The sequence below is a fragment of the Rubrobacter sp. M3-4 genome, from assembly GCF_059772285.1.
The window spans coordinates 182,177-194,724 of sequence record NZ_JCBAJP010000001.1 but is presented as its reverse complement, the minus strand read 5'-3'; the positions used below and the strand labels follow the sequence as shown (position 1 = coordinate 194,724).

Annotated in this window: 8 protein-coding genes and 1 pseudogene; 7 read left to right on the top strand and 2 right to left on the bottom strand. The window is 65.9% G+C overall.

From position 1 onward, the window contains the following. Window position 1 precedes the first annotated feature (1 nt). Window positions 2-1,360 carry a cytochrome ubiquinol oxidase subunit I gene (locus AC6EKW_RS00880; protein WP_273888197.1) on the bottom strand — a complete coding sequence of 453 codons (1,359 nt, stop codon included), beginning with the start codon at window positions 1,358-1,360 and terminating at the stop codon, window positions 2-4. Between the two features lie 127 nt (window positions 1,361-1,487). Continuing rightward, window positions 1,488-4,025 (bottom strand): plasma-membrane proton-efflux P-type ATPase, encoded by a 2,538-nt coding sequence (locus AC6EKW_RS00875; RefSeq protein WP_273888196.1) that lies wholly within the window; start codon window positions 4,023-4,025, stop codon window positions 1,488-1,490. Window positions 4,026-4,380: 355 nt separating this feature from the next. Here AC6EKW_RS00875 and AC6EKW_RS00870 point away from each other — a divergent pair, with 355 nt between their 5' ends. From AC6EKW_RS00870 to AC6EKW_RS00840, 7 genes and pseudogenes are all read left to right on the top strand, one after another. Continuing rightward, window positions 4,381-5,583 carry an acetate/propionate family kinase gene (locus tag AC6EKW_RS00870; protein WP_273888195.1) on the top strand — a complete coding sequence of 401 codons (1,203 nt, stop codon included), beginning with the start codon at window positions 4,381-4,383 and terminating at the stop codon, window positions 5,581-5,583. Between the two features lie 2 nt (window positions 5,584-5,585). Then, window positions 5,586-8,035, top strand: a pseudogene (locus tag AC6EKW_RS00865) (phosphoketolase family protein). Between the two features lie 56 nt (window positions 8,036-8,091). Beyond that, a complete protein-coding gene (locus AC6EKW_RS00860; RefSeq protein ID WP_498513408.1) occupies window positions 8,092-9,375 on the top strand; it encodes an APC family permease in 1,284 nt (427 codons plus the stop codon). Between the two features lie 172 nt (window positions 9,376-9,547). Then, a complete protein-coding gene (locus AC6EKW_RS00855) occupies window positions 9,548-10,447 on the top strand; it encodes a universal stress protein (RefSeq protein ID WP_498513407.1) in 900 nt (299 codons plus the stop codon). 339 nt (window positions 10,448-10,786) lie between these two features. Then, on the top strand, window positions 10,787-11,176 hold the full coding sequence (locus AC6EKW_RS00850) for an SHOCT domain-containing protein (protein ID WP_498513406.1): 390 nt from the start codon (window positions 10,787-10,789) through the stop codon (window positions 11,174-11,176). A gap of 192 nt (window positions 11,177-11,368) precedes the next feature. Beyond that, window positions 11,369-11,893 carry a pyridoxamine 5'-phosphate oxidase family protein gene (locus AC6EKW_RS00845; protein WP_273888188.1) on the top strand — a complete coding sequence of 175 codons (525 nt, stop codon included), beginning with the start codon at window positions 11,369-11,371 and terminating at the stop codon, window positions 11,891-11,893. Next, complete coding sequence (locus tag AC6EKW_RS00840; RefSeq protein WP_498513405.1) at window positions 11,877-12,455, top strand: GNAT family N-acetyltransferase; 579 nt, start codon at window positions 11,877-11,879, stop codon at window positions 12,453-12,455. The genes AC6EKW_RS00845 and AC6EKW_RS00840 overlap by 17 nt, the downstream gene beginning before the upstream one ends. The last annotated feature ends 93 nt before the right edge of the window (window positions 12,456-12,548 follow it).

Here is a 12,548-nt window from a genome sequence, read left to right as displayed (position 1 = left end):
TTCAGACGGGCAGTTCCTCTGCCGGCTCTTCTCCGGCCTCCTCCGCCTCCGGGCCGGCTCCCACGATACCCACCACCAGGATGAAGTAGAGCAGCCCCATCACCAGGTAGATACCGGCGAACCCGAGCAGGGTGAAGAGCACGTTGCCGGAGGATACGCTCGACGAGACGCCCTGGGAGGTACGGAAGAGACCGTAGGCCAGCCACGGCTGGCGTCCTACCTCGGCCGTGATCCAGCCGGCCGTCGTCGCTATGGAGGGGAAGGGGATGGTGAGCATCAGGATCCAGAGCATCCACCTGGACTCGAAGAGCTTGCGCCTCCACAACAGGAAGGCCGCTATCACCATGATCGCGACGAAGATCGTCCCGAGCCCCACCATGATGTGGTAGCTGTAGTAGACGAGCGGGACGTTGTCCGGCCAGTCCTTCTTCGGGAAGGCATCGAGGCCCTTTACCCGGGCGCTCCAGGAGCGGTAGGTCAGGAAGCTCAGGGCCCGGGGCACGACGATGGGGTTGTCCAGCCTCTGCTTGTTCATGTCCGGCTGGCCGAGGATGACTATGCCCGCCGGGCGCTCGCTCTTGAAGAGCCCCTCCATCGAGGCGAGCTTGACCGGCTGCTTGTGGGTCACCTGCAACCCTTCGAGGTCCCCGCTGGGCAGAATCTGCCAGATGCTCATGATGAGGCCCACGATCACGCCGACCTTGACGAACATCTTTCCGTATTCCTCGTCCCTCCGGGAGAGGACGTAGAAGGCCCCCACCCCCGCCATCACGATGGCCGCGGTGAGGACCGTCGCCCCCTGGTTGTGGATGAACTGCACGAACACCCAGGGGTTGAACAGGACCTGCCAGTAGTTGGAGATGTCTATCCCCCCTCCGGGGAGCCGCTTGTAGCCGACGGGGTTCTGGAGCCAGGAGTTGGTGCAGAGGATGAAGTACGCCGACGCCCAGGTTCCCAGGAAGACGAGGAACGAGGAGAGCCAGTGCAGCCTCTGCCCGAAGGCCCGCTCTCCGAAGAGGAAGACCCCCACGAAAGCCGACTCCAGGAAGAAGGCGAACGCTCCCTCCATCGCCAGGGTCTGCGCGATGATCCCCCCGGCGAACTTGGAGAAGGCGGCCCAGTTGGTCCCGAACTGGAACTCCATGGGTATCCCCGAGACCACCCCCAGGATGAAGGTCACGGCGAAGATCTTGCCCCAGAAACGCACCGCCCGGTTGTACCGCTCGTCCCCGTTGCGCATGTAGATGCTCTTCAACAGGAAGATCAGGAAAGCCAGCCCCATCGTGAGGCCGGGGAAGAGGTAGTGGTACATGACGGTGAACGCGAACTGGAGGCGTGAGATCAGCACCGGATCGTTCAAGCTCGACCCTCCCTCTCTATCCGGATCCCGACGGGTTGGCATGATCCGGGAACCACCCGCCTGTGGCGACGTCAATTTTGATGAGTCGAATGGTCAATTTTGACCAGATGTCCTCCCGGAGCACGGATCATCCGGCCCGATGGTGGTGGAACGACCGCTGCATGCCCTGCAGGAACCTGAGGTGGTGTTTCGCTTCGTGTTCCAGGACCCTGTAGGTGTAGGTCTTTATCCGGTCCACGGCGAGCATCCACAGCACGTCGTAGACCCACACCAGCAGGATCCAGCGCCACGGCACGGCGGCCACCAGGATCCCGAACCCGACCAGCGCGACGGCCACGATCTGGGTACCCACGATCGCCAGGAACAGCGGGAGCGCCGGGTAGGGTCGGGACCAGAACCTGCCTTTCGAGCGGGTCAGGAAGAGCATCAGGTGCCCACCTATCACCAGTTGCAGGAACAGCAGGCTCTGCGTCTGACCGATGCCCAGGTGCAGGAAGTGCCGCGCTATCAGGAGGAGCGAGAAGCTCTGGATCAGGGCGGTCGCGCCCAGCACGGAGGAGAGGACGAGCATCCGCGCCATGCGCCAGCGCACCGGTCGCGGGTCGAGGCGGGTGTTGTCGAAGGCGATGGCCATGATCGGGACGTCGTCCAGCAGGGCGAGCAGTATGATCATCACGGTGGTCAGGGGGTAGAAGTCGAACGCCAGCATCGTCGCCACCACGAACAGCATTATGTTCAGCGTCATGGTGATGCGGTAGATGGTGTACGAGTTCATCCGCTCGAAGATCCGTCGAGCCTCCTCGACGGCCCGGACGATCACCGAGAGCCCGGCCTCTGTCAGCACCAGGTCCGCGGCAGCCCGGGCGGCGTCGGTGGCACCGGAGACCGCGATGCCGGTGTCGGCCTGCTTCAGGGCTGGAGCATCGTTCACCCCGTCTCCGGTCATCCCCACGATGTGTCCCCGCTCCTGCAGAGCCTTTACCAGGGCGAACTTGTGCTCGGGAAAGACCTCGGCGAAGCCGTCGGCGGCCTCGACCTGTTCGATCGCGTCCGCCGGGGGCGGGACGCTCTTGCTCACCTTCTCCAGAAGGGTGCTCCGCTCGATGTTCGTCCCCAGCCCGAGGCGGGAGGAGATCTCCCGGGCGATGGCCATGTTGTCCCCGGTCACCATCTTGACCCGGATGCCGTGCTCGCGGGCCCGCTCGAGGGTCTCCGCGGAGTCTTCCCGCGGGGGATCGAAGAGCGGCAGGAGCCCCAGGAACTCCCACCTTTCTCCGTCGGGGCTGCGTGCCACGCCGAGCGTTCTGAAGCCCTGGGCCGCGAGCTCGTCCACCTGCACGTTCGCCTTCGCCCGGAGCTCCGGCGTCGGTTTGCACAGGTCGATGATCACCTGGGGCGCTCCCTTCGTCACCTTGAGAACCGTACCCGAGGGGTCTTCGACCTCGGCCTCGGTGCGCTTGTCCACCGGGTTGAACGGGACGAAGCGTCGTATTGCGTAGCTATCTAGCTCCGACCCACCCGCCTGCAGCCCGGAGAGCACCGCCAGGTCGATCGGGTCCTGCCCGTCTCTGGTGGAGGCCAGAGCGGCCATCAGGACTATCTCCCGCTCGTCGCGGGCTCCGAAGAGGACGGGATCGCCCAGCGTGAGCCTGTTCTGGGTCAGGGTGCCGGTCTTGTCCGAGCAGAGGACGTCCATGCCAGCCATCTCCTCTATGGCCTCCAGACGGGAAACGATGGCTTTCATCCGGGAGAGCGCGAGCGCGCCGGTGGCCATGGTCACCGAGAGCACCGCCGGCATGGCTACCGGGATGGAGGCGACTGTGAGAATGAGGGCGAACTGTACGAGCGTCAGAAACGGTGCCCCCCGGAACAGCTCGGCTATGATCAGCACGGCGACCAGCGCGAGGGCGACCGCGATCAGGAAGTCCCCGACCTGCAGCACCGCGCGCTGGAAGTGTGAGACGGTTCGGGCGGAGCTCACGAGCCGGGCCGTTTTACCGAAGTAGGTCTGCTGGCCGGTGCCCACCACGAGGGCCACCATCTCGCCCTGTTTGACCGTCGATCCCGAGTAGGCTGCCCCTCCGGCGCGTTTATCCACCGGGAGTGATTCTCCCGTGAGCGCCGACTGGTCGACGCTCAGGTACTCTCCCTCCAGCAGCTTCACGTCGGCGGGGACCACGTCTCCTATCCTGAGGCGGACGATGTCTCCGGGGACCAGACGTGAAGCTTCGATCTCGGTCCACTCCCCGTCACGGAGCACGCGCGCCTTGAGCGCCAGCTGTTTCTTCAGGGCCTCCACGGCGTTCGTGGCCTGATACTCCTGCCAGAAACCCACGGCGGCGTTGAAGATGAGCAGCACCAGGATGATGATCAGGTCCGCCCAGTGACGGACCGCCGCGGAGAGGATGGCCGCGACCTCTATCATCCACGGTATGGGCCCCCAGAAGTATGAGAGTAACTCGAGCAGGATGTTCCTCCGCTCTTCTTCGAGCGAGTTGGGCCCGTACCGCTCGAGGCGCGTCCGTGCCTCCTGCTCGGTGAGGCCTTCCCTGGAGCTCCCGAGCTTCTCGAAGAGCTCTGCGGTGGGGGTGCGTTCGATCTCCTCGGGTCGGCCCGGTCCCGTCCTCTCACCGGCCGGATTCCCGATGCTCTTTGCTGGCTGCACGTTCTCGCATCCCTCCCTGATGCTGCACGTTCGTGACCCTGGGGGCTTCTCTCATGGGGGCATGCGCCCTCGTCGACGGGTGCCCTCTTCTTCTCCTGCGGCCCCGGCGGCGTTCCCCGCACGCCGCGAATTTATCCGTGGAGGCCGGGCGTGACCTGAGCAAGATGGCCCATACCGATGAGCAAGATTGATCAAAGAGGGTGTTGGGAGGAGCCCGTCCCTTCCGTCGGGTGCACGCGTACGTTGATCAATCTGGATCAGATCTTGGGGCAAAATGGATCAACCCGCCCTCTTCCCCCTCACGTATCCTGACCCGGTCGGAAGCGACCGAGGGTACGCAGCGTTCGGGGGTGAGTTGAGCGAGAGATCGGGGTTTTGGCGCCTGCTTACGGTCAACACGGGGTCTTCCAGCCTCAAGGCTGCCATCTACGGCGTCGAGGGAGGATCTCTGAGGCTGGAGACGCGTGCCGTGGTGGAGCGTATCGGCTCCTCCGGCAGCCTCCTCGAGGTGTCGGGCCGGGAAGGGGAGCGTGCCTGGAGGGTCGAGGGTGCTCTGACCGACCACACGGCTGCCGTCCGTGCGCTCCTCGAGTATCTGCGGGGGTGCGGGATGGATCGAAACCTCGGAGCCATAGGTCACAGGATCGTACACGGCGGGCGCTTCAGGGAGCCCAGGGTCATCACCGAAGAGCTCGTGGCTTCCCTCAGGGAACGTGCCCTGCCGCTCGACCCGGACCACCTGCCACAGGCGCTCGGGGCCGTGGAGGAGCTGGGGAGGGTCTATCCCGGGGTTCCGCAGGTGGCGTGCTTCGACACGGCCTTCCACCGGACGCTGCCCCGCGTCGCGCGGCTCTACGCGCTCCCCCGCCACCTCGCCGGGCAGGGTGTCCTGCGCTACGGCTTCCACGGCCTCTCATACGAGTACGTCGTGGAGCGCTTGCGCACCCTGGATCCCGGAGCGTACGAAGGCCGCACCATCATCGCTCATCTCGGCAGCGGGGCGAGCATGGCGGCCGTCAGAGGCGGGAGGTGTCTCGAGACGACCATGGGACTCACCCCGACCAGCGGGCTCGTGATGGCCACCCGCTCCGGAGATCTCGACCCGGGTGTGCTCCTCTACCTGCTCCGGCGGGGCATGGACGTCGCCGGGCTGGATACGCTGGTCAACAAGGAGTCGGGGCTGCTCGGCGTCTCCGGGACCAGCGCCGACGTGCGCGAGCTCTTGGCGCGTGAGCCGCACGATCCACGGGCGGCGGAGGCACTGGAGCTCTTCTGTTACCAGGCGAGGAAGTTCATCGGCGCGCTGGCCACCACCTTGGGCGGCCTGGACGCACTCGTCTTCACCGGGGGTATCGGCGAGCATGCGGCTCCCTTGCGGGAGCGGATCTGTGAAGGGCTCCGGTTCATGGGCGTCCGGCTCGACACCGCGCGCAACGCCTCCCACTCGGCGGTGATCTCCGCGGACGATTCACCGGTCACCGTACGCGTGGTGCCCACCGACGAAGACCTCGTGATAGCGCGGCATACCAGAAGGATCGTCGAGGAGGAAGGAGCCTGAAGATGTACCGTTTCGACGTGACAGTCTCCAGCGTGGTCGAGGGCGAGAACGTCCCCACGGCCCAAGCCACCCCGGCGGAAGGTCCGCTCTCGCCGCGGGAGCTGGACCGCATCCATCGCTACTGGCGGGCGGCGAACTACCTCACGGTCGGGCAGATCTACCTGAAGGACAACCCCCTGCTGCGCGAGCCGTTGCGTCCGGAGCACATAAAGCCGCGGCTCCTCGGCCACTGGGGTACCTCTCCCGGGCTCAACCTCGTCTACGCCCACCTCAACCGGTTGATCAGGGAACGGGATGTGGACGCCATCTTCCTGGCCGGCCCTGGTCATGGCGGGCCCGCGGTCCTGGCCAACGTCTACCTGGAAGGGACCTACTCCGAGGTGTATCCGGAGGTGTCCCGGGATGCCGCGGGGATGAGGCGTCTTTTCAGGCAGTTCTCGACGCCGGGTGGCGTGCCCAGCCATGCGAGCGTCACCACCCCGGGTTCCATCAACGAAGGAGGAGAGCTCGGCTACGTCCTCGCGCACGCCTTCGGGGCCGCCTTCGACAACCCCGGCCTTCTCGTCTGCGCCGTCGTCGGGGACGGCGAGGCCGAGACGGGTCCTCTGGAGGGCTCCTGGAAATCCGTGGCTTTCCTCAACCCCGCGCGCGACGGTGCGGTCCTGCCCGTGCTCCACCTCAACGGGTACAAGATCTCCGGCCCACCGTCCTCGCCCGTTCCCGGGACGAGGAACTGGCGGACTTCCTCGGAGGCTACGGCTACGCGCCCCGTTTCGTCGAGGGTGACGACCCGAACCGCGTGCATCAGGATTTTGCCGCCGCGCTCGAGGACTGCTACGCGGAGATCAGAGAGATCCAGCGAGTTGCACGAGGGGACGGTCTCTCGGAGAGACCTCGCTGGCCGGCCATCGTGCTGAGGACGCCCAAGGGGTGGACCGGGCCGGAGGAGGTGGAAGGCCGTCCGGTCGCCGGCACCTTCCGGGCCCATCAGGTCCCGTTGCCCGACGTCAGGAGAGATCCCGCTCAGCTCGCGGCTCTGGAGACCTGGCTGCGCTCCTACCGCCCGGAAGAACTCTTCGACGAAGACGGCTATCCCGTTCCCGAGCTCGCGGCGCTCGCGCCGGTGGGGGACAGGCGCATGGGCGCCAACCCTCACGCCAACGGGGGCAGGATGCTCGTCGAGCTCGATCTTCCAGACTTTCGGGACTACTCCGTGCCCGTCGAACGACCCGCCACCGTTCGGCACGAGTCGACCCGCCGGCTCGGGGAGTTCCTCCGGGACACCTTCGTCGGGAACGAGCGGGAGGCCAACTTCCGTCTGTTCTGTCCCGACGAGACCAACTCAAACCGCCTCGGCGCCGTCTTCGAGGTCGAGGACCGTTGCTTCGTCGGCAGGAGAGTGGACGTGGACGACCACCTCTCCCCCGATGGTCGGGTCATGGAGGTGCTCTCCGAGCACCTGTGCGAGGGCTGGCTCGAGGGTTACTTGCTCACCGGACGTCACGGGCTGTTCGCCACCTACGAGGCGTTCGCGATGGTCTGCGCCTCCATGATCGTCCAGCACACCAAGTGGCTCGAGAGGGCTGTGACGCTGCCCTGGCGGGAGCCCATCGCCTCGCTCAACGTCCTGCTGACCTCGACCTGCTGGCGCCAGGATCACAACGGTTTCTCGCACCAGGGGCCCGGGCTGATAGACGTGATGCTCTCGAAGCGGGGCACGGTGGCCCGCATCTATCTCCCCCCGGATGCGAACTGTCTGCTCTCGGTGGCCGACCATTGCCTCCGCAGCCGCAACTATGTCAACCTGATCGTCATAGACAAGCAGCCCCAGCTGCAGTGGCTGGATATCGATGCCGCCGTCGAGCACTGCGCCCGGGGTGCCTCCGTCTGGGAGTGGGCGTCCAATGTTCCGGAGGGCGAGGAACCCGACGTCGTTCTGGGATGCGCCGGGGACATCCCGACCCTGGAGACGATCGCGGCGGCCCACTGGCTGCGTCGGCACGCTCCGCAGCTGAAGGTGCGCGTGGTCAACGTGGTGGATCTCATGTCCCTCTTCCCGCGGGAGTTCCATCCACATGGTATGACCGCCTCGCGTTTCGTAGAGCTCTTCACGGCGGACAGGCCGGTCGTCTTCGCCTTCCACGGTTACCAGCGCGCCATCCACGAGATAATCCACGGGCACGTCAACGCCGAGCGCTTCCACGTGCGGGGTTTCAGCGAGCAGGGAACCACCACCACGCCTTTCGAGATGGTCGTCATGAACGGCATGAGCCGCTATCACCTAGCGATCGAGGCGTTGAGGCGTGTGGCGGAATCTCCGGGTGTCCGCCTGCGGGATCGCGCTCCCACCCTCATCGCCGAACTGCGGAACCTGATCGACCGGGCGACCGCCTACTCGCAGGAGCATCTGGAGGATATGCCCGAGATCAGCGGGTGGCGCTGGAGCGCATGAACCAACCGGGGGAAGGGGGCCGGGGACGCACGTACTCCGGAGCGCCCGCAGGAAAGATGGGTTATCTCGGCGTGGTCTCCATCGGCATCGGTGGCATGGTCGGTGGAGGGATCTTCGCCGTGCTCGGCCTGGCGACCCAGCTGGCCGGGGGTGGCGCGCCGGTGGCTTTCGCGATCGCAGGCCTCGTGGCGTTGCTCAGCGCCTACTCCTACGCCCGGCTCTCCGTCGGGTACCCGAGCAGGGGAGGAACCGTCGCTTTCCTGAACCGGGCTTACGGCCCCGGACTCCTCACCGGCGGCCTGAACGTCCTGTTGTGGCTGAGTTACATCGTGATGCTCTCGCTTTACTCCTCTGCTTTCGGCAGCTACAGCGCCACCTTCCTGCCGGAAGCGCTGCAACCTCTGGGCAGACACGTCCTGTTGAGCGCCGCCATCCTCGCCATCACTACCCTGAACATGTTCTCTGCCGACGTCATCGGCCGTGCCGAGAGCTGGGTGGTCGGTCTGAAGCTGGCGATCTTGCTCTTCTTCGTGGCGGTGGGACTTGGGGGAGTGGACTTCCACCGGGTGACGCCAGCGGGATGGGAGTCCCCGCTGCGGCTGGTGGCGGGTGGCATGATCATCTTCCTCGCCTACGAGGGATTCGAGCTTATAGCCAACACCGCCCGGGATGTCGGGGACCCATCACGGACGTTGCCGAAGGCTTTCTACTCGGCAGTGGGATTCGTCATCGTGCTCTACGTGCTGGTGGCGCTGGTCGCGGTCGGGAACCTGCCGGTGAGCCGGATCGTCGCGGCCAAAGATTACGCTCTGGCAGCCGCCGCCCGACCTTTTCTCGGGGATTTCGGGTTCATGTTGATAGCCGTCGCCGCCATGCTCTCCACCGTCTCTGCGATCAACGCGACCCTCTACGGCGCGGCCCGTTTCAGCTACATCATCGCAAAGGACGGGGAGCTCCCGGCGTTCCTGGAGCGGAAGATCTGGAACAGGCCGCTCTCGGGGCTGTTCCTGACTTCGGGCGCGACGCTCGTGGTCGCCAACTTTTTCGATGTATCGAGCATCTCTACGATGGGCAGCTCCGGTTTCCTGATCATCTTCGGAGCGGTCAACGGTGCCGGCGTCAGGCTCGCGGATTCGGTCGGCGGACGACGTTGGATCTCGGCGGCGGGTGTGGCGGCTTGCGGTCTGGCGCTCGCCGCGTTGCTGTGGCAGACATTTGTGAATTCACCGGGGCAGCTCGTGGTTCTGGTCGTTCTGGTGGGGCTGGCCTTCGGGATCGAATCCGGTTACCGCAGGTTCTCCGGCCGCGGCGAGATACGTGCGGGGGAAGGAGGTCGGTGAGGGTGGAGCCTCTGACCATGCTCTGAAGCGGTTTTTCACGGTTTTCCGGCTCTCCGAGTGCCGGGATGGTCAATATTGATCAGGTAGATGATCTTCTCTGCTCAGGTGTGAGGGGGACGGCCGGCCCACCATGACGCCGGAGTCCGAAGGCTTCGAGAGAGGAGGACGGGCGGTGATCGGAGAGCCAAAGAGGATCTTGCTGGCTACGGACGGCTCTTCGGAGGCGCATCGTGCGGGGCGTCTCGCGGTGGAGCTTTCCAGGGGGATGGAGGCTGAGCTGCACGTGGTTTTGGTGGAGCCCGCCCCGGAGAGTATCTACGGCGTGGGATACGGTGTCTTCGAGCGGGCGGAGAAGGAGGCCGGCGAGAAGCTTCGGACAGAGGTCCGGAGGATCGAACAGGCCGGCGGCACGGTGGCCGGGGCGCACGCGGGTGCCGGGAGGCCGGATGCGAAGATAGTCGCGGTCGCCGAAGAGATCGGGGCGGACCTGGTGGTCGTGGGCAGCCGGGGGCTCGGCGGGCTGCGCCGCGCTCTGGTCGGCAGCGTCTCCCTGAGCGTCGTCCGGCACGCCCACTGCTCCGTCCTGGTGGTGAGGGGTGGGGAAGGGGACGAGGCTCCTCGGGTCGGGAGTATCCTGCTGGCGGTGGATGGATCGAGAGGGTCGGACGAGGCGGGTCGCATAGCCGCCGGGATCGCGAAGGTGGTCGACTCTGAGTTGCACCTCATCCACGTTGCCCCGGAGCCTCTGGTCCTGCCCTACGACGTACCGCAGGAGGAGGAGCTGCCTCCGATCCTCCAGCTGGCCAGGAAGAACGCCCGAACGTTCGTCGACGAGCAGGCGCAGAGGCTCGAAGGGATGGGAGCGAAGGTCGCGGGGACTCACCCCGTCCTGGGAAGGCCGGATGTGGAGATAGTCGCGGTCGCCGAAGAGATCGGGGCAGACCTGGTGGTCGTGGGCAGCCGGGGCTTGGGAGGGTTGCGACGGGCCCTCATGGGGAGCGTCTCGGACTCGGTCGTCCGGCACGCCCACTGCTCCGTGCTCGTCGTGCGCATCCCGCGGGCTCGAGCCTGAGGGCTCCTTTGCCTGCCGGGGGACCGTGGTGTCCGTACCCCGACTCTACGCCCATGAGGATGCGAAAAGTGGCCGATTTTGGGCATCGGATCCCGTCGAGGGTTTTGGTCAATCGTGCCCAGACGAATGAGACAAATTGACCATGGACAGTATGCCCGGCCGTTCTATCTTCTGACCGGGTGAGAACCCGAGCGGAGGCGAAGAGGCATGGGGATGTCGGATGAAATGCGGCTACCGCGGCCGTCCGCACCGCAGAAGCCCTGAGCGCAGCGAGGTCTGTTTTCTCGGGTTCGAGCGTGCTACGTCGACAGGTCCCGATTTCACGAGGAGGTTCGAAAGATGAGAAGGGAAGGCAAGATCCTGACCGGTATTCTGGGCATACTCGTCCTGGCTTTGCTCGGCGGCCTCTTCTTCGTGCCCGCCATGGGATACGGCGGCATGATGGGCTGGTGGGGGCCCGGTGGCATGATGGGGAGCGGCTTCGGCGCGTGGGCCTTCGTGCGGATGCTGGTGCCGTTCCTGTTCGCGGCCGGGCTCTTCGTGCTGCTGGTGTGGGCCGTGCTGAGACTCTTGTCGCCCGGTCCCGGTGACGCCGGGCGGGATGCCCCGGAGGAATCCGCCGAGGAGATACTGCGGCGCCGCTTCGCCCGGGGTGAGATCGACGCCGAAGAGTACGAGGAGCGCCTGCGCCTGCTGGAGGAGGACCCCCGGAAGGAGATCCCCGGGTGAACGCCTGCTCTAAAGGCAGGCGCCGCGCACGGTGGCTCCCCTGGCTCGGGGTGGCGGTCGTCACAAGAAAGACGGCAGGATCACGGGGATGCGGGTAGCGTCTGGTACCACGGCTGGCACGGGCGTTTCATAGCCATGGAGGGCTACGAAGAACAGCATCACCAGCGAGCCCGCTAGCGAGGGAGGAGAGCTTTGAAGGCGTCGGCACGGGGGTTGTTGGAGGTCGTGAGGTCCACCATAGAGGGGACGCGTTACTGCTTCCTGGCCACGGTGGGCGAGGAGGGCGCACCCCACCTTAGGACCATGCAGCCCTTCACAGCCGAGGACGACCTGACGATCCGCTTCGGCACCAGCAGGGGGTCGCGCAAGGTGCGCGAGATCCGAAAGAACCCCGGGGTCGTGCTCGGTTTCCTGGATTCGGTGGAGATGGCCTACGTCGCGCTCTACGGTCCAGCCTCTCTGGAAGAGGACGTGCGTCTGCGCAGGCGGTACTGGCGAGACGAGTGGGAGGCCTTCTGGTCCGAGGGCCCCGAGAGCGAGGACTACGTGCTCGTACGGTTCGTTCCCGAGAGGATCGAGCTGATGAACCTGACCCGGGAGATCGCCCCGGAGCCCTATGGTCTTCGGCCTGCGGTGCTCGTTCGCGGGGGAGGCGGTGCGTGGGAGGTGGAAGAGTGGCAGCCGCCGGGGGAGGAGAGAGGTGAACGCTTCAGGTGAGAGGCAGGATCTGGGTGTCGGCTACCTGGCGCTCGATGACGGGACGCTCGTGGCGTTCCGTCCCATCCGGGTGGGGGATGTTCCGGCGCTGAAACGCTTTCACCGCAGGCTGAGCAAGCACTCGATCTACCTGCGTTACTTCGGCGCCGTGACCGAACTCTCCGAGAAGATGGCCCGCAGCTTCGTCCGGCTGGACGGTGAACCGGGGCTCGCTCTCGTGGCCCTGGACCCCGGGGACCAGAACGAGATAGTGGCGGTCGTGCTCTACGTCAGGGAGGGCGGGACCGGCCGGGCCGAGTACGCGGCTCTGGTGGAGGACCGCTGGCAGGGCAAGGGGCTCGGGCTCGGCCTCACCCGCAGGCTCATCGAGGCTGCCCTCGAGAGGGGTGTCGATCGGTTCTGGGGGCTCGTGCTCCCCGAGAACGCTCGCATGCTCAACCTCCTCAGAGACCTGGGGTTGCCCGAGCGGCTGTGGGTCGAGGACGGAGTGGAGCACGTCGAGATAGAGCTGGCCCCAGGGCGCTCCTCTCAGACTCCCCCTTTGGTCGATGGTCAATCTTGATCAGCTCGATGGTCGATTTTGACCAGGCGATGCCGGCCGTCCCGGCCGTATACATGAGCGAAGGAAAAGCTCTCGTCGTCGAGGAGGTGAGGG

Bases quoted from the DNA above. Each gene is read 5' to 3' on its own strand.
- AC6EKW_RS00860 (WP_498513408.1), top strand. From the start codon at position 8,092: ATGGGTTATCTCGGCGTGGTCTCCATCGGCATCGGTGGCATGGTCGGT.
- AC6EKW_RS00850 (WP_498513406.1), top strand. From the start codon at position 10,787: ATGAGAAGGGAAGGCAAGATCCTGACCGGTATTCTGGGCATACTCGTC.